General features: G+C 70.2%; 16 protein-coding genes and 1 tRNA gene. 4 read left to right on the top strand and 13 right to left on the bottom strand.

The window, feature by feature from the left end:
• Positions 1 to 28: 28 nt before the first annotated feature.
• Complete coding sequence (locus tag ACTOWL_RS17020) at positions 29 to 358, top strand: hypothetical protein (RefSeq protein WP_441322443.1); 330 nt, start codon at positions 29 to 31, stop codon at positions 356 to 358.
• Between the two features lie 12 nt (positions 359 to 370).
• Here ACTOWL_RS17020 and murB read toward each other — a convergent pair whose 3' ends face one another.
• The 5 genes from murB to ACTOWL_RS16995 all read right to left on the bottom strand — a co-directional run bounded on the left by murB (position 371) and on the right by ACTOWL_RS16995 (position 6,770).
• Positions 371 to 1,429, bottom strand: a complete 1,059-nt coding sequence (gene murB / locus ACTOWL_RS17015; RefSeq protein WP_441322442.1) for a UDP-N-acetylmuramate dehydrogenase — start codon at positions 1,427 to 1,429, stop codon at positions 371 to 373.
• A gap of 95 nt (positions 1,430 to 1,524) precedes the next feature.
• Positions 1,525 to 2,235, bottom strand: coding sequence for a DUF1194 domain-containing protein (locus ACTOWL_RS17010; RefSeq protein ID WP_441322441.1), 711 nt, complete (start codon positions 2,233 to 2,235; stop codon positions 1,525 to 1,527).
• On the bottom strand, positions 2,232 to 3,149 hold the full coding sequence (locus ACTOWL_RS17005; RefSeq protein ID WP_441322440.1) for an alpha/beta fold hydrolase: 918 nt from the start codon (positions 3,147 to 3,149) through the stop codon (positions 2,232 to 2,234). The genes ACTOWL_RS17010 and ACTOWL_RS17005 overlap by 4 nt, the downstream gene beginning before the upstream one ends.
• 9 nt (positions 3,150 to 3,158) lie before the next feature.
• Positions 3,159 to 5,834, bottom strand: a complete 2,676-nt coding sequence (gene ppdK, locus ACTOWL_RS17000; protein ID WP_441322439.1) for a pyruvate, phosphate dikinase — start codon at positions 5,832 to 5,834, stop codon at positions 3,159 to 3,161.
• A gap of 492 nt (positions 5,835 to 6,326) precedes the next feature.
• Positions 6,327 to 6,770: a hypothetical protein gene (locus tag ACTOWL_RS16995; RefSeq protein WP_441322438.1), complete on the bottom strand. Its 444-nt coding sequence runs from the start codon at positions 6,768 to 6,770 to the stop codon at positions 6,327 to 6,329.
• A 102-nt stretch (positions 6,771 to 6,872) separates the two neighbouring features.
• Between ACTOWL_RS16995 and ACTOWL_RS16990 the strand changes: the two genes are divergently transcribed.
• The gene (locus ACTOWL_RS16990; RefSeq protein ID WP_441322437.1) at positions 6,873 to 7,514 is read left to right on the top strand and encodes a TetR/AcrR family transcriptional regulator; all 642 of its coding nucleotides are present in this window, start codon (positions 6,873 to 6,875) and stop codon (positions 7,512 to 7,514) included.
• 1 nt (position 7,515) lies between these two features.
• Here the strand turns inward: ACTOWL_RS16990 and glyS are convergent, their stop codons facing one another.
• From glyS to ACTOWL_RS16960, 6 genes are all read right to left on the bottom strand, one after another.
• Positions 7,516 to 9,618, bottom strand: a complete 2,103-nt coding sequence (gene glyS / locus ACTOWL_RS16985) for a glycine--tRNA ligase subunit beta (protein ID WP_441322436.1) — start codon at positions 9,616 to 9,618, stop codon at positions 7,516 to 7,518.
• A gap of 11 nt (positions 9,619 to 9,629) precedes the next feature.
• The gene (locus tag ACTOWL_RS16980; RefSeq protein WP_441322435.1) at positions 9,630 to 10,511 is read right to left on the bottom strand and encodes a glycine--tRNA ligase subunit alpha; all 882 of its coding nucleotides are present in this window, start codon (positions 10,509 to 10,511) and stop codon (positions 9,630 to 9,632) included.
• 102 nt (positions 10,512 to 10,613) lie between these two features.
• Positions 10,614 to 10,838, bottom strand: a complete 225-nt coding sequence (locus tag ACTOWL_RS16975; RefSeq protein WP_441322434.1) for a hypothetical protein — start codon at positions 10,836 to 10,838, stop codon at positions 10,614 to 10,616.
• An 8-nt stretch (positions 10,839 to 10,846) separates the two neighbouring features.
• The gene (locus ACTOWL_RS16970; RefSeq protein WP_441322433.1) at positions 10,847 to 11,686 is read right to left on the bottom strand and encodes a S49 family peptidase; all 840 of its coding nucleotides are present in this window, start codon (positions 11,684 to 11,686) and stop codon (positions 10,847 to 10,849) included.
• 85 nt (positions 11,687 to 11,771) lie between these two features.
• Positions 11,772 to 12,515 (bottom strand): tRNA1(Val) (adenine(37)-N6)-methyltransferase, encoded by a 744-nt coding sequence (locus ACTOWL_RS16965; protein WP_441322432.1) that lies wholly within the window; start codon positions 12,513 to 12,515, stop codon positions 11,772 to 11,774.
• Positions 12,508 to 12,726, bottom strand: a complete 219-nt coding sequence (locus ACTOWL_RS16960; protein WP_441322431.1) for a putative signal transducing protein — start codon at positions 12,724 to 12,726, stop codon at positions 12,508 to 12,510. The genes ACTOWL_RS16965 and ACTOWL_RS16960 overlap by 8 nt, the downstream gene beginning before the upstream one ends.
• A gap of 156 nt (positions 12,727 to 12,882) precedes the next feature.
• Between ACTOWL_RS16960 and ACTOWL_RS16955 the strand changes: the two genes are divergently transcribed.
• Both ACTOWL_RS16955 and ACTOWL_RS16950 read left to right on the top strand, forming a co-directional pair.
• On the top strand, positions 12,883 to 13,887 hold the full coding sequence (locus tag ACTOWL_RS16955; RefSeq protein WP_441322491.1) for a polyprenyl synthetase family protein: 1,005 nt from the start codon (positions 12,883 to 12,885) through the stop codon (positions 13,885 to 13,887).
• Positions 13,888 to 13,952: 65 nt separating this feature from the next.
• Positions 13,953 to 14,029, top strand: a tRNA-Pro gene (locus ACTOWL_RS16950).
• 289 nt (positions 14,030 to 14,318) lie between these two features.
• Here the strand turns inward: ACTOWL_RS16950 and ACTOWL_RS16945 are convergent.
• Together ACTOWL_RS16945 and ACTOWL_RS16940 are read right to left on the bottom strand one after the other, a co-directional pair.
• Positions 14,319 to 14,648, bottom strand: a complete 330-nt coding sequence (locus ACTOWL_RS16945) for an L-rhamnose mutarotase (RefSeq protein ID WP_441322430.1) — start codon at positions 14,646 to 14,648, stop codon at positions 14,319 to 14,321.
• Positions 14,649 to 14,669: 21 nt separating this feature from the next.
• A complete protein-coding gene (locus tag ACTOWL_RS16940; protein WP_441322429.1) occupies positions 14,670 to 15,740 on the bottom strand; it encodes a DUF2252 family protein in 1,071 nt (356 codons plus the stop codon).
• Positions 15,741 to 15,763: the final 23 nt, after the last annotated feature.

The following is a 15,763-nucleotide window of genomic DNA, read 5'->3' as shown; positions in this document are numbered from 1 at the left end:
GCCGGCACGCCGCTGGCAAGCTGTCCCGATGAACCCAGCCATCGATCAGGCAAAGGCAGCCATCGCCCGGGCCGCGCAGGACATGCTGGACGGCCGTCTCTCCTACATCGAAGGGGCACGGCTGATTCTCCGTCTGGCCGCAGAGGCCGAACTCTCCACCCATGACGACGATATCCTGCCCTTCGTCGGCATCGATTCGGAGACGGATGCGTTCCCGTTCGGCCCCGTCAGGGAGCGTTGGAACAGGGAGGCCCTGGCAAAGCTGCAGCCGAAGATCGACCGGGCCGAGCAATGGGCCCGCGAGCTCGGGCGTCCCTATTGCCAAGTCCTGGTCGCCCGCTTCGCCGGCCCGGCCTGACAGATCCCGGTCTCAGAGGATCACCGGCTCCGGCTCCAGCGCCACGCCGTAGGTGGCGCGGACGTCGCTCTGGATCTGCCGGGCCAGGTCGAGGATCTCGGCGCCGGTGGCGCCGCCGCGATTGACCAGGACCAGCGCCTGCCGGTCGTGCACCGCGGCGCGGCCGACCGCCCGCCCCTTCCAGCCGCAGCGGTCGATCAGCCACCCGGCGGCCAGCTTCACCCTTCCGTCCGGCTGCGGATAGCCGACGATGCCGGGGAAGGACGCGGTGAGGTCGTCATATTGGGCACTCGGCACGATCGGGTTCTTGAAGAAGCTGCCGGCATTGCCGATCACCGCCGGGTCGGGCAGCTTCTGTCGTCGCACCGCGACCACCGCGTCGAAGATCTCCGCCGCCGCCACATCCGCCCGGTCGGCGAACACCCGGGTCAGGTCGGGATAGGTCGTCACCGGCGCCCAGGGCCGCGGCAGGCGCAAGGTGACGCCGGTAACGATCCAGCGCTCCGGCTCGCGCTTGAACAGGCTGTCGCGATAGCTGAACCGGCAGGCCGCGCGGTCGAGCGTGACGAAGCCGCCGGCCGCGATGTCGAAGGCGCGCAGGCTCTCGAACCGCTCCTCCAGTTCCACGCCATAGGCGCCGATGTTCTGGATCGGCGCGGCCCCGACCGTGCCCGGGATCAGCGCCAGATTCTCCAGTCCCGGCTGGCCCTGGGCGATGGTCCAGGCGACTAGGTCGTGCCAGACCTCGCCGGCCCCGGCCTCGACCAGCACCGCCTCGGCGCCCTCCCCCGCCAGCCGCCGGCCGGGAATGCGCATCAGCAGCGTCAGCCCGTTGAAATCGCCGGTCAGCACGACATTGCTGCCGCCGCCCAGCAACCGGCGCGGCAGCCCGGCGAAGCGCGGATCCGCCAGCACCGCCGGCAGCTCCGCCTCGTCGCGGATCTCCACGGCGTAGCGGCTGCGCGCGGCGATGCCGAAGCTGTTGGCGGATTGCAGCGAGTGGTCGGTCAGGATCTGGTACATCAGGAAGGCATGGCGGCTTCGGGACGGTGGCCCATCTTCAACTGTCATGCCCGGACTTGACCCGGGCATCCAGAAGATGTCGAGACCCTCTGGATTGCCGGGTCAAGCCCGGCAATGACAAGAAGAAAAGATCGTCAGGGTTGCTACACGATCTCGTCGATCAGCTTGGCGATCAGCGCCTGGATGAAGCTGTCGCGGCCCTCGGCGGTGCGGACGAAGGCGCCGATGCCGCCGATCACCTGCTGCCGGTAATAGCCTTCGAGCCAGTCGTACTCGTCGAGGATGACCAGCGCGTTGACCGTGACATCGGCCGCCTCCGCCGTGTCGCGGGCCAGCGAAGGATCGACCCCGGCGTTGGAGAAGCCGTTCGAGACGATGTCGATGGTCCGGCGCGGGCCGTCGAAGCCGCTGCCCTTGAACAGCTCGAGGGCGTCGAGCACGGCGCTGCCGATCGCGGTCGACCCGGTCTCCTGCCCCGCCGGCGCCGCCAGCACGGCATCGGCGAAGGCATCGGCATCGGCGGCGCTGGCGAGCCGACGCCAGGGCAGCAACACTTTGAGGGTTCGCGGGCCGTCGAAGCGCGCCACCGTCACCGCGATGCCGGGGCCGGCGGCGATGGCCGCCTTGACCTTGTCGTCGCGGAAGGCGGCGGCATGGCCGCGCAGCTGGAAGTCGAGTGCGCCGGTGGTGATGCTGGCCGAGGCGTCGACCAGCAGCACCAGCTCGAGATCGACCGGCTGCGGCGCGGGGGCCGCCGGGAGCTGCGGCTCGGGAGTAGGGCTCTGGGCCGTGGCCAGCAGCGGCCGGGCCAGCAGCGCGCCGGCGAGCCAGCCGGCGAAGTGCCGCCGCCTCATGGCGCCAGCGTTGCCAGGAAGTCGTCGGCGTCGCGCCAGAAGGCGCTGCGGATGTCGTCGCGTTCCATCAGGATCTCGTGCCGGGCGTCCGGGTAGACGCTGACCCGGCACTGCGGCAGCAATCGGGCGACCCGCCGGGACGCCGCATTGTCGACCAGCCGTTCCTGCCCGGCCAGCAGCATCAGCACCGGCACCCGGATGGACGGCGCCTCTCGCAGGATCGCGGCGGAGGACCGGAAGGCGGCGGCGAGCCAGCCCCAGGTGATGCCCGAGACGCGGTAGTCCGGATGGTCGCGGAACCAGTCGGCCTGGATGCGGTTGCGCACCGGGTCGCTGGACAAGAGTCGCCGCGGGTCGATCAGCCGCTGCGCGTCGTAGCCGCCCTCGCCCGGGGCGTAGCGGCGGCCGCGGCCGAACGACGCCGCCATCGGCGACAGCAGCCGCGCCACCCGCTGCGCCACGGGCATGGCGATCGGCACGACCATCGGCGCGGTCAGGATCGCGCCCGCCGCCAGGTCCGGCCGGTCTGCCAGCAGCCGCAGCACCAGATGCCCGCCCATGGAATGGCCGAGCAGGATCAGCGGCCCCTGCCCCGCCGGCCGCACCACCTGGTCGATCAACCGGGCAGCGTCCTGCACCAGCGGGTCGAAGCTGTCGTAATGGCCGGTCTCGTCGCCCGCCGGCGTGCGCGACGACAGGCCCTGGCCGCGCCAGTCGAAGCCGAAGACGCGAAAACCGCGGGCGATCAGCTCGCCCGCGGTCTCACGGTACTTCTCGATGAACTCGCTGCGGCCGTTCAGGATCAGCACGGTGCCGCGCACCCGCCCCTCCGGCTCCGGCCACGCGGCCCAGCGCAGCCGCGCCCCGTCCGGCGTCGTCAGGACATCCGTGCGGGGCGCGGCGGCGAGGTCCATGCGGCTACTCTACTCGGCCTTCACTTCGGACCGCAGCGCCGCCTGCGCCGCGGCCAGGCGGGCGATCGGCACCCGGTAGGGCGAGCAGGAGACGTAGTCGAGCCCGACCGATTCGCAGAAATGGATCGAGGCCGGGTCGCCGCCATGCTCGCCGCAGATGCCGAGCTTGATGCCCGGGCGGGTCTTGCGGCCGCGCTCCACCGCCAGCGACACCAACTCGCCCACCCCGTCGCGGTCGAGGGTGACGAAGGGATCCTGCTCCAGGATGCCGGCGCGGGTGTAGTCCGGCAGGAAGGTGCCGGCATCGTCGCGGCTGATGCCGAAGGTGGTCTGGGTCAGGTCGTTGGTGCCGAAGGAGAAGAACTCCGCCGTCTCCGCCAGCTCATGCGCCCGCAGCGCGGCGCGCGGCAGCTCGATCATGGTGCCGATGAGGTAGTCGAGCTTGAGCCCCTTCTCCTTTTCCACCGCGGCGGCCACCGCCACGATCGCGGCCTTGAGGATGTCGAGCTCCTTCTTCGAGAAGGCGAGCGGGATCATGATCTCCGGCGTCACCGTCTCGCCGGACGCGGTCTTGACCTCGGCCACGGCCTCGAAGATCGCCCGCGCCTGCATCTCGTAGATCTCCGGGAAGGAGATGCCGAGGCGGCAGCCGCGATGGCCGAGCATCGGGTTGCTCTCATGCAGCTGGGCGGTGCGGTGCCGGACCCGGCCGAGATCGACGCCAGCGATGCGGGCGACCTCCTCGAGATCCTCCTCGGTCCGCGGCAGGAACTCGTGCAGCGGCGGGTCGAGCAGCCGGATCGTCACCGGCAGGCCCTTCATGATGGTGAACAGCTCGACGAAATCCTTGCGCTGCATCGGCAGGATCTCGGCCAGCGCCGTCTTCCGCGCATCCACCGATTCGGCCACGATCATGCGGCGCACGGCGGTGATGCGGTCGGCCTCGAAGAACATGTGCTCGGTCCGGCACAGGCCGATGCCCTCGGCCCCGAACTTGCGGGCGGTGCGGGCGTCGAGCGGGGTCTCGGCATTGGTGCGGATCTTCATCCGCCGCACCTCGTCGGCCCAGCCCATCAGCTTGGCGAAATCGCCCGACAGCTCGGGCTGCACCGTCGGCACCTCGCCCTTCATCACCTCGCCGGCGGCACCGTCGATGGTGATGATGTCGCCGGCCTTCAGCGTGACGCCGCCGACCGAGACGGTCCTTGCCTTGGTGTCGATGCGCAGCTCGCCGGCGCCGGAGACGCAGGCCCGGCCCATGCCGCGGGCGACCACCGCCGCGTGGCTGGTCATGCCGCCGCGCGTGGTCAGAATGCCGGCGGCGGCGTGCATGCCGTGGATGTCTTCGGGGCTGGTCTCCTCGCGCACCAGGATGACCTTGTCGCCCATCTGGGCCAGGGTCTCGGCCTCGTCCGCGGTCAGCACGATCTTGCCCGAGGCCGCGCCGGGCGAGGCCGGCAGGCCCTTGGCGATGACCTCGCGCTTCGCCTTCGGGTCCAGCGTCGGGTGCAGCAGCTGGTCGAGCGCCTGCGGCTCGACCCGGCGCACCGCCTCGCGCTGGTCGATCACCCCGGCCTCGGCCAACTCGACCGCGATGCGCAGCGCCGCGGCGGCGGTGCGCTTGCCGTTGCGGGTCTGCAGGATGTAGAGCCGGCCCTGCTGGACCGTGAACTCGATGTCCTGCATGTCGCGATAATGGCCTTCCAGCCGGTCGCGGATGTCGCAGAGCTGCCGGAAGGTCTCCGGCATCGTCTCTTCCATCGACGGCAGGTCGCTGCCCGCCTGCTCACGCGACACCTTGGTCAGGTTCTGCGGCGTGCGGATGCCGGCGACCACGTCCTCGCCCTGGGCGTTGACCAGATACTCGCCGTAGAAGGCGTCCTCGCCGGTCGACGGGTTGCGGGTGAAGGCGACGCCGGTGGCGCAGTCGTCGCCCATGTTGCCGAACACCATGGCCTGGACGGTGACCGCCGTGCCCCAGCTGGCCGGGATGTCGTGCAGCCGGCGATAGGTGATGGCGCGCTGGTTCATCCAGGAGCCGAACACGGCGCCGACCGCGCCCCACAGCTGGTCCTTCGGGTCCTGCGGGAAGGGCTGGCCGAGATCGGTCTGGACCACGCCCTTGTAGCGGTCGACCAGGGTCTTCAGGTCGGCGGCCGTCAGCTCGGTGTCGAGCGACACGCCGCGCTCGCGCTTGATGCCCTCGAGCTCGTCCTCGAAGCGGTAATGCTCCACCCCCAGCACGACGTCGCCATACATCTGGATGAAGCGGCGGTAGCTGTCATAGGCGAAGCGCTCGTCGCCGGTGCGGGCGGCGAGGCCGCTGACGGTCTCGTCGTTGAGACCGAGATTGAGCACCGTGTCCATCATGCCCGGCATCGAAGCGCGGGCGCCGGAGCGGACCGAGACCAGCAGCGGATTGGTCTTGTCCCCAAACTTGGCGCCGACGATCGTCTCGATCTGGCCGAGCGCGGTCTGGACCTGGTCCGTCAGCTCGTCCGGATAGGACCGGTCGTGGTCGTAATAGTGCGAACAGAGTTCGGTGGTGACGGTGAATCCGGGAGGCACCGGCAGCCCCAGAACGCTCATCTCGGCGAGATTGGCCCCCTTGCCGCCAAGCAGGTTGCGCATGTCGGCGCGGCCATCCGCCTTGCCGTTCCCGAAGCCGTAGACCCATTTGGTCATTTCGTTCGATTCTCCGCCTTGGCGTTCGTGGGAGACGTTGGTCCGATCTTAGACCGGAAACGACGGAAGCGGTACGCCGGCCCCCGACCGGGCGTTCGGGCAGGCGACGGGCAGACGGCCGCCTTCCAGAGCCCTTGCGGTCGGAATCATCGTACCTCCGCCTCGATCCAGCGCAGCGGGAACAACGGTTCGATCCCCGTGCGTGTTCCGTGTCTTGCAGCGCAGCGAGGCGACGAAGTCAAGCGCAGAAAAACCAGCGGAATTCCTCAGAGTTTTATAGTTTTGCGATGCAACATGAAGGAATCACGGACTGCTAAGGGCGAAGACGGAAATCTGGGCACATTTGATAAGTGGACATAGCTGATCAGCGGCATTTCACCGCCCCGGCATCTTCATGCCGAAGCGGTCCCGTCCACCACGACACACGAACGAATCTGTCCGTCAGACCCGATATGCGGAGGCGCCGCCGGCGCGGCGGAATGCCACGCGGGCCTATCGAGTCGTCACGAAGGCGGTGGCCACGATCGGCCGGCCGTCGACGATCACCGGCTTGTGGTCGTCCTGCGCCAGCAGGATGCCGATCACATGCGGCCCGGTCGGCGACGGGCAATGGCCGAACCGGGCGCGGATGACGTCGCCGCCGGTGTCGCTGTTCATGCTGTTGTAGCTGCGGCCCAGGATGTTGCAGCTGTCGCCCTCCGGATCGATCTTGAGATGCAGGTGGCCGCAGCGGGGCTCGCCGCCGCATTGGCCGGCAGCCCGCAGCGTAAACCCCGTCACCCGGACCCGGACCTCGATCGACTTCTCGGCATCGCCGCCGAGAGCAACCGTCGCGCCCTGCAGCGGATCGAGGATGGCGAGGGTCGGCGCCTCTTCGGCCGCCGCCAGGACCGGCAGGCACAACAGGCAGGCGGCAAGCGAAAATCTCAGGGCCATGGCGGTGTCTCCTCATTATGTAATCGGAGATTACATTCAGAACACCGCGCCGCTCAACGAAAAATAATCGCCGCTTACATCGTGCCCCTTTATGCTGCGGCGATGACCGAGCCCCCTGGCCCGACCCGCCGCCCCTACCATCACGGACATCTGCGCGACGCCCTGATCGCCGCCGCCTTGCAACTGATCGAGGAGGACGGGCTCGACGCCGTGACGGTGCGCGAGGCGGCCAAGCGGGCCGGGGTCTCGCCCGGGGCGCCGTTCCGGCATTTCCCGACCAAGCGCGCCCTGCTGACGGCGGTGGCCGAGCAGGCGCAGGAGCGGCTGGGGCAGGAGATGGCGGCGGCACTGGCGGCGACCGGAGGCCTGGACCCGCTGGCGCGCTTCGCCGAGACCGGCGCCGCCTATCTGCGCTGGGCGACGCGCAACCCGACGCATTTCCGCATCATCTCGTCGCGCCGGCTGATCGACTTCGACAGCTCGCCCGCCCTGCGCGAGGCCAATGCCGGGCTGCGCGACCGGATCACCGGGTTGCTGCAGGACGCGGTGCGGCAGGGCCAGCTCGCCGCCGGGACCGACATCGGCCATGTCCGGCTGGCCGGCCGCGCCCTGGTCTATGGCCTGGCCCGCATGGCCGCGGACGGGCACTTCCCGGAATGGGGCGTGCCCGGCGAGTCGGCGGAGCGGTCGATGCGCGCCGCGCTCGACCTGGTCATCGGCCGGATCCGGACGGACGGCCCTTAGGCTACCCCTCGACCCGCGAGAAGTCGGCGACGTCGTTCATCGAGCTCGTCAGATCCTCGAGCAGCGCCAGACGGTTGCGCCGCAAGGCCAGGTCCGGATCGTTGACCAGCACCGCATCGAAGAAGGCGTCGACCGCTGGCCGCCAGCCGGCCAGCGTGGTCATCGCCCCGGCGAAATCGCCCTCGTCCAGCGCCGCCCTTATCGGCTGCGCATCAGCCTCCAGCCGCTCGAACAACGCCCGCTCCTCGGCCATGGCAAAGCGGCCGGGATCGACCTCGCCGAAGCCCTCCACCCCGTCCTTCTTGCGCTCGATCCGGCCGATGTTGCCGGCGCGGCGATAGGCGGTGAGGAGATTCGCCCCGTCCTCGCTGCCGAGGAAGGCGGCCAGGGCGTCGACCCGGCCGAGCAGGCGCAGCAGGTCGTCCTCGCCGCCGACGGCGAAGACCGCGTCGATCAGGTCGTGGCGCACGCCCTTCTCGCGCATCGCCACCTTGAGGCGGTCGGCGATGAAGGACAGCAGCTCCTCGACCACCACCGCCTTGTCGAGCAGCCCGTCGACGCGATAGGCGTCCCAGACCGCGCCGAAAGCCTCGCGCAGCGGCAGGGCGGCACCGTTCTCGACCACCAGCCGGATCACGCCGAGCGCGGCGCGGCGCAGCGCATAGGGGTCGCGGCTGCCGGTCGGCTTCTCGTCGATGGCGAAGAAGCCGGCCAGGGTGTCGAGCTTGTCGGCCAGCGCCACGGCGATCGAGACCGGCGCGGTCGGGCAGCGGTCGCCCGGCCCCACCGGCTTGTAGTGGTCGGCGATCGCCTCGGCGACGTCCGGCGCCTCGCTTTGGGCCAAGGCGTAGTAGCGGCCCATCAGCCCCTGCAGCTCCGGGAACTCGCCGACCATCTCGGAGGTCAGGTCGGCCTTGGCCAGCCGCGCGGCGCGGTCGGCCCGAGCCGGATCGGCGCCCAGCTTCGGCGCCAGCCAGGCGGCCAGCGCCGCCATGCGCTCGACCTTCTGCGCCACGCTGCCCAGCTTCGCATGGAAGATGATCGGCTCGAGGCTCTTCACCCGGCCTTCCAGCGGGGTCTTGCGGTCCTGGTCCCAGAAGAACTTGGCGTCGGACAGGCGGGCGCGCAGCACCCGCTCGTTGCCGTCGATCACCGTGGCGCCGCCGTCCTTCGTCTCGGTGTTGGCGACCACGGCGAAGCGTGGCGCCAGCTTGCCATCCGCGCCCTCCAGGGCGAAGTAGCGCTGATGGGTGCGCATCGACGTGACCAGCACCTCCTCCGGCACCGCCATGAAGGCGTCGTCGATGCGGCCGAGATAGGCCACTGGCCATTCGACCAGCCCCGCCACCTCTTCCAGCAGGCCCGGATCATCGCGCAGCGCCAGGCCCGCGGCCCTGGCCTGGGCCTCGACCTGCTCGCGGATCAGCGCCTTCCGCTCCTCGCGGTCGAGCACGACATAGGCGTCGCGCAGCTTCGCCCGATAGTCGGCGAAGCCGCTGACCGTGATCCGGCCGGGCGCCAGGAAGCGATGGCCGACCGTCGAGCCGACGGCCTCCTTGGCCCCCTCGCCCGAGCCGTCGATGTCCGGCTTGTGCAGGTCGTAGCGGAACGGCACGACCCGGCCGTCGAACAGCGCCAGCACATGGTGCAGCGGGCGTACCCAGCGCACCACCTGCTCCGCCGCGCGCATCGACTTCGGCCAGGGCAGGCCGAGGATCGCCTTGCGGATCACCTCCGGCAGCAGGTCCGCGGCCGGGCCGCCCGGGGTGGTCAGGCTGGCGAACCAGATCTTGCCCTTGGGCGTGTCGCGCTGCTCGCACTGGTCCAGCGTCAGCCCGGTCGCCTTCAGGAAACCGTCGATCGCTTGGCTCGGCGCGTCGACCTTCGGCCCCTTGCGCTCCTCGGCCATGTCGGGCCGCACCGCCGGCAGGCCGTCGACCACCAGCGCCAGGCGCCGCGGCGTGACGAAAGCCTCGGCCCGGTCGAAGGCCAGGCCCGCCGCCTTCAGCGCGTCGTTGACGAGGGACTTCAGATCCTCCGCGGCCCGCGCCTGCATGCGGGCCGGGATCTCCTCGGAGAAGAGTTCGAGCAGGAATTCAGCCATGTCAGCCCCCCTCAGGCCGCGTCCAGCCAGAGTCGGCAGCAGGCCCGGGCGAGGTCGCGCACGCGGCCGATATAGGCGGCGCGCTCGACCACGGAGATCACGCCACGGGCGTCGAGCAGGTTGAAATTGTGCCCGGCCTTGAGGCACTGGTCATAGGCCGGCAGCGCCAGGCGGCGATCCAGCAGCGCCTTGCACTCCTGCTCCGCATCCTTGAAGTGCTGCAGCAGGATCGCCGTGTCGGCATGCTCGAAATTATAGGCGGAGTATTCCCGCTCGGCCCGCAGGAACACCTCGCCATAGCGCTTGGCGCCCGGGGTCTGCGGGTCGTTGAACGGCAGGTCGTAGACGCTCTTCACGTTCAGCAGGTACATCGCCAGCCGCTCCAGCCCATAGGTCAGCTCGACCGGCACGGGGTCGCATTCGATGCCGCCGACCTGCTGGAAATAGGTGTACTGGGTGACCTCCATGCCGTCGCACCAGACCTCCCAGCCGAGGCCCCAGGCGCCGAGCGTCGGGTTCTCCCAATCATCCTCGACGAAGCGGATGTCGTGCAGCGCCGGATCGATGCCGAGGGCGTAGAGGCTCTGCAGATAGAGGTCCTGCGCATCCGCCGGCGCCGGCTTCATCAGCACCTGGAACTGGTAGTAGTGCTGCAGCCGGTTCGGGTTCTCGCCGTAGCGCCCGTCCTTCGGCCGGCGCGACGGCTGGACATAGGCGCAGTTCCACACCCGGTCGGGACCGAGCGAGCGCAGCGTCGTCGCCGGGTGCGAGGTGCCGGCGCCGACCTCCATGTCGTAGGGCTGCAGGATCAGGCATCCCTGGGCGGCCCAGAAATTCTGCAGCCGCAGGATGATCTCCTGAAAACTCTTCGGGGGTGGGGCGACCGTCTGCATGTCTCGGGCTGGCGCTGAATGGAGGCCGCGCACCATAGGGCGCCGGGCGGGAGGCTTCAAGCGCGCGGGGGCGTCAAACGGTCATGAATAGTCGGAGGGCTGTCACCCCTCGCAGCGATGGCTCAGTCCGTCGGCGTGGTAGGCGCCGCAGCTCGGGCAGCGGACCAGGTCCTCGGTGCGCTTCTCCGCCTTCCGGGCGCGGTGCTGCTGCGACAGCGCATCGCGTCGCGCCGCCGTATCGCGGGCGACGCCGACGCGGCGGGCCATGCCCATCAGCCAGAGCACGCCGGCCACCAACGCAATCGCGACGAGGATCTTGCTGAGCATTTAAATCCTTACATCCCGTAGCGGGACCAGTGCAGCCGATCCTCCACCGCGCCGACGGCGCTGTCCACAGCGGCGGCAGCCAAGCTGTCGGCCCGGGTCAGGCGGCGCAGCCAGCCGGTCGGCTGCTGCACCAGCTTCAGCCGCACCTTCGGGCCGAACTTGGCGCGCAGCACGGCATGGGGATGGCCGATGCCGTCGGCCAGGCCGAGGGCCCGGCCCTTCGCGCCGGTCCAGAACTCGCCGGTGAACAGGGTGGCGTCGTCCGCCGTCAGCCGGCCGCCGCGCCGAGCGCGGATATGGGCGATGAAGGCGGCGTGGATGTCGCGCTGCAACTCCTCCAGCTTGGCCAGGTCCTCCGGCCGCTCCGGCTGGAACGGATCGAGGATCGACTTCCGTGTGCCGGCGGTGTGGACCCGGCGCTCGACGCCGATGCGCGCGATCGCGTCCTGGAAGCCGAATCCCGAGGAGACCACGCCGATCGAGCCGACGATCGAGCTGTCGTCGACCCAGATCTCGTCGCCGGCACAGGCCAGCCAGTAGCCGCCGGAGGCGGCGACGTCCTCGACGAAGGCGTAGACCGGGACCTTCTTCTCCTCCGCCAGGTCGCGGATGCGGCGCGCGATCAGCGAGGATTGCACCGGCGACCCGCCCGGGGAGTTCACCAGCAGCGCCACCGCGGCCAGGCGCTTGGGGCTGAAGGCGGCGGCGATCGGGCGGGCCAGCTTCTCCATCGACAGGCCCTGGGCCAGGAAGCCGCGCCCGCCCCCGATCACGCCGCGCAGCGGCAGAACGGTCACCAGCGGCCCGTTGCCGCGGCCGAGGAAGGGAAGTCGGGACAGGAGGCCCATGGTTGCGCTCTCGATCGGTTTGTTGCCGTCACGATACGGGGCAGGATATGGCCCGTCGGGCCGCGATTTCAAAAGGTCCGGCGCATCAGAGCACCAGCGGCGCCGCGTCGCGCAGCACCGCCTGCGCTGCCGGGGTGTAGCCGCCATCGGCCTCGTGCAGCACCAGCCCCGACGCCAGCACCGCGGGCGACCGCCCGCCCCGCCGGGCCTGCACCAGCACCCGCCGCGCCGGCTCCCCGGCCCTCGGCCAGAGCGGGAACAGGGTCAGCGCGCCGAAGCCGGGCTGCAGCGCGGCGCAGATCTCGTCGACCCGGTCGGCGCGGTGGATCAGGGTCAGCCAACCGCGCGGCTTCAGCACCCGCGCCGCGGCGGCGACCCAGCCGGCGAGGTCGATCCCGTCCTCGACATTCGCCGCCGCCCTGACCGGGTGGGCGGAGGCCCGGCCGCGGCCGGGCGGCAGGAAGGGCGGGTTCATCATCACCCGATCGAAAGGCGCGCCCGGGATCGGATCGGCGACGCTGCCCTCGACGATCGCGGCGCGGCCGGCGAGCCCGTTCAGCCCGAGATTCTCGCGCGCCAGTGCCGCCAGTCCGGGATCGCGCTCGACGCCGGTGACCGAAACCTCCGGACAGCGCGCGGCGAGGCAGAGCAGCGCCGTGCCGACGCCGCAGCCGAGATCGGCCACCCGCTCGCCGGGCCCGGCCGGCACCGCGGCGGCCAGCAGCACCGGGTCGATCGCGGCGCGGTAGCCGTCCCGCGGCTGCAGCAGGCGGACCCGCCCGCCGAGCAGCCGATCCTCGCCGGCCGCCCGCTCCGCGGCCTCAGGCATCCGGCAGGCTTTCCCCCGCGGATTGAAGGACATACCGCGCTCTGGCCCAGTCATCGCCCGCCACCATCAGGCGGCGCGGCAAGATGCCCAGGCTCCCTTCCAGCACGGATGTGTGCATATCAAGGATGACGCTTTCGATCCGGGCATCGGTCAGCAGCGCCGTCAGGAAGGACAGCCGGACCGGGTCATTGGTTCGCAGAAGCTCTTTCACGGGGCCCATTTCTCGTTTATGCAGCGCACACAAGGGTCATGGTGACACAATCCGGTCCGGATCGCTGCCCCGCTGCAGGCCGGTGCCGGAGATCGGAATGTGGATGTTGAGGAGCCGGGCTTGACCGCCAGTCTTGGAGCGACGAGAGCCGAGTCCCTGCCGCCGGAGCCGACCACCGATTCCGGAGCGCTCGACCGCCTGACGGCCCTCGTCGCCGAGGATCTGGAGGCGGTGAACGCCCTGATCCTGGAGCGGATGCAGAGCTCGGTCGAGCTGATCCCGCAGCTGGCCGGCTATCTCATCGCCTCGGGCGGCAAGCGCATCCGTCCGGTCCTGACCCTCGCCTCGGCCCGGCTGTGCGGCCATCGCGGCCAGCGCCATGTCGGCCTCGCCGCCGCGGTCGAGTTCATCCACACCGCCACCCTGCTGCATGACGACGTGGTCGACGAGAGCGACCTGCGCCGCGGCCAGGCCTCGGCCAATGTCGTGTTCGGCAACCAGGCCAGCGTGCTGGTCGGCGACTTCCTGTTCTCCCGCGCCTTCCAGGTGATGGTCGAGGACGGATCGGTCGACACGCTGCGCATCCTGGCCAACGCCTCGGCCGTGATCGCCGAGGGCGAGGTGCTGCAGCTGTCGGCGGCGCACGACACCGTGACCAGTCGCGACACCTATCTGCGGATCATCCGCGCCAAGACGGCGGAGCTGTTCGCCGCGGCCTGCGAGATCGGCGCCGTGGTGGCCGACCGCAGCCCGGCCGAATGCGCCGCCATGCGCAGCTTCGGCACCGAGCTGGGAATCGCCTTCCAGATCGTCGACGACGTGCTGGACTACTCCGCCCGCCAGGCCCGCCTGGGCAAAACCATCGGCGACGATTTCCGCGAGGGCAAGATCACCCTGCCGGTGATCCTGGCCATGGAGCGCGGCAGCGAGGAGGAGCGCGGCTTCTGGCGCCGGACGCTGGAGGATGGCGAGCAGGCCGAACAGGAGGATCTCGACCACGCGGTGGCCCTGCTGCAGCGCCACGGTGCGCTGGCCGACAGCATGGCGGCGGCGCGCGTTCATGCCGAAAGCGCGTTGCGCGCCATTCGCCTGCTGCCCGCCTCGCCGATGCGCACAGCGCTGGAGGACGTGGTCGAGTTCGTGGTCGAGCGAGATTTCTAACGGAACTGCGTCACAGGCCTTGCGGGCCCCCGCCAGTCTCGCTATAAGCCCAACCGCCGGTGCAACGGAGTGTAGCTCAGCCTGGTAGAGCGCTACGTTCGGGACGTAGAAGCCGGAGGTTCGAATCCTCTCACTCCGACCATTTCCAACCGGTTCGACGGCGCCCTCCCGAGGCGCCGTTTCTATGTCTGCCTCCTGCGCCCCGGAGATAAAAGAGGCCGGCCCGGTTGCGGTGCGGGCCGGCCCTGAAGTGGAGCAATGGAGTCAGTCCGGCGAAGCCTTCGCCGGCCACCCCGACCGGGTCGAGGTGGTAAGTCGGACTATCTTTGATCCGGCAGGGTCCCGACACCCCCATATGGGAGGGTCGCGTCGGAATTCCGCGACGCGAAATTGCCCGGTTCACGAGCGATTCACGGGCACGCGCCCGGTTGTCAGTCGTGGTGGAACACCTCCGGCATCATCGCCCACCACTCTCCCTCCTCCCGGGTCTCGAACGGCTCCTGGCAGGGCGAGCACAGCGCCCACCACTCCCGGGTCTTCGGGTCGGCCGCCATCTGCGCCATGTCGGTGGCGAAATCCGCACCGTGATACTCCCAGTGGGCGAACAGGATGTTCTCCGGCTGCTTCAGGAAGATCGAGTAGTTGCGGATCTGGCAGGCGCTGATCATCGCCAGTACCTCCGGCCACACGGCCTGGTGCAGCCGCAGATACTCCGCCACCGCTTCCGGCCTCAGCCGGATGCACATGCCCATGCGCTGCATCGCCCTCTCCTCGACCCATCCTCAGCGGCGGCCCCGCCAGGCCACCCGGTCCTGCCGCGTCGCCTCGGCCACCCTGCCCGCGGCGTCGCGCAGCCAGGCTGGCTTGCGCGTCTCGAGATCCTCGGAGACGGCACGGGCGCGCGAGCGGCGGGCGGAGTGCAGGTTGGCCAGCTCCGCCCCCATCGCGGTCAGCAGACGGCGCAGCAGGCCGGGATCGGCCAGGGCCGGAAAATCGAGCTTGCGGCTGTTCGGCGCCAGGCGGCGGACGACGATGCCCTTGCGCGGCTTCAGCCAGGGGTCGGCGATGCGGAACTTGCCGAAGGCGATCTCGGCGAAGCGCATCTTGCGGTCGCCCCCCTGGACCAGCGACCAGGCCGAGGGCAGCAGCGGCTTGGCCTCGCGCGCCACCGGGCCGCCATGCCAATCGGCCATTCCGACCCAGCGCGGCCGGCCCAGGCTGCCGAGCCCCGCCACGCGCTGGGCGGTGGCCACGATCAGATCCGAATCAGGCATGGCCGCGGCCAGGACGTCGCGATAGCTGCGCGGCGGCAAGGCGCGCGGCAGCTGTTCCAGCGCCGACCAGAACCGCTCGCGCTCATCGTCGCTGGCCAGCACCAGGTCGCGCAGCCAGAGATGCCGGCGTTCCAGCACGAAGGCGGCCGGTGCCCGCAGGCCTTCGACATAGCCACCGAGGATGGCGGCGCAGATCTCGTCGGTCGAGACCGAACGGTCGCGGCCGCGCGCCAGCACGGCGCTGGCGGCGAGGCGGACGAGGTCGAGCGCATAGGGCGTCTCCGCCGCCTCGTCGAAATCGTTCACGCCCCAGACCAGCCGGCCTTCGGCGTCGCGCCACAGCCCGAAATTGCCGATATGGGCGTCGCCCACCGCGACCACGCGCGGCGTCTCCATCAGGCCGGGGCACAGCTCATGCGCGGTTTCGGTCCAGCGGAAGCAGGTGGCGCGCAGGAAGAGGAAGTCGCTCTCCTCCATCTTGCGATGCTTGCGGTCGAGGTCGGCCTGCACCAGCTGCCGGCCAAGCTGCTCCTCGAGCCAGACCTCGTAGCGCTTGACCGACGCTGTGATGGACCCCATGCAGACCCCGGCTTTGCCCGGCC

The organism is Inquilinus sp. CA228, from assembly GCF_052078665.1.
GTDB lineage: Bacteria > Pseudomonadota > Alphaproteobacteria > DSM-16000 > Inquilinaceae > Inquilinus.
The sequence above is the reverse complement of the archived record's forward strand: the minus strand, read 5'-3'. Positions and strand labels throughout refer to the sequence as shown.

Coding starts and splice junctions, on each gene's coding strand:
- ACTOWL_RS17020 (WP_441322443.1), top strand. CDS start 29: ATGAACCCAGCCATCGATCAGGCAAAGGCAGCCATCGCCCGGGCCGCG.
- murB (WP_441322442.1), bottom strand. CDS start 1,429: ATGACAGTTGAAGATGGGCCACCGTCCCGAAGCCGCCATGCCTTCCTG.
- ACTOWL_RS17010 (WP_441322441.1), bottom strand. CDS start 2,235: ATGAGGCGGCGGCACTTCGCCGGCTGGCTCGCCGGCGCGCTGCTGGCC.
- ACTOWL_RS17005 (WP_441322440.1), bottom strand. CDS start 3,149: ATGGACCTCGCCGCCGCGCCCCGCACGGATGTCCTGACGACGCCGGAC.
- ppdK (WP_441322439.1), bottom strand. CDS start 5,834: ATGACCAAATGGGTCTACGGCTTCGGGAACGGCAAGGCGGATGGCCGC.
- ACTOWL_RS16995 (WP_441322438.1), bottom strand. CDS start 6,770: ATGGCCCTGAGATTTTCGCTTGCCGCCTGCCTGTTGTGCCTGCCGGTC.
- ACTOWL_RS16990 (WP_441322437.1), top strand. CDS start 6,873: ATGACCGAGCCCCCTGGCCCGACCCGCCGCCCCTACCATCACGGACAT.
- glyS (WP_441322436.1), bottom strand. CDS start 9,618: ATGGCTGAATTCCTGCTCGAACTCTTCTCCGAGGAGATCCCGGCCCGC.
- ACTOWL_RS16980 (WP_441322435.1), bottom strand. CDS start 10,511: ATGCAGACGGTCGCCCCACCCCCGAAGAGTTTTCAGGAGATCATCCTG.
- ACTOWL_RS16975 (WP_441322434.1), bottom strand. CDS start 10,838: ATGCTCAGCAAGATCCTCGTCGCGATTGCGTTGGTGGCCGGCGTGCTC.
- ACTOWL_RS16970 (WP_441322433.1), bottom strand. CDS start 11,686: ATGGGCCTCCTGTCCCGACTTCCCTTCCTCGGCCGCGGCAACGGGCCG.
- ACTOWL_RS16965 (WP_441322432.1), bottom strand. CDS start 12,515: ATGCCTGAGGCCGCGGAGCGGGCGGCCGGCGAGGATCGGCTGCTCGGC.
- ACTOWL_RS16945 (WP_441322430.1), bottom strand. CDS start 14,648: ATGCAGCGCATGGGCATGTGCATCCGGCTGAGGCCGGAAGCGGTGGCG.
- ACTOWL_RS16940 (WP_441322429.1), bottom strand. CDS start 15,740: ATGGGGTCCATCACAGCGTCGGTCAAGCGCTACGAGGTCTGGCTCGAG.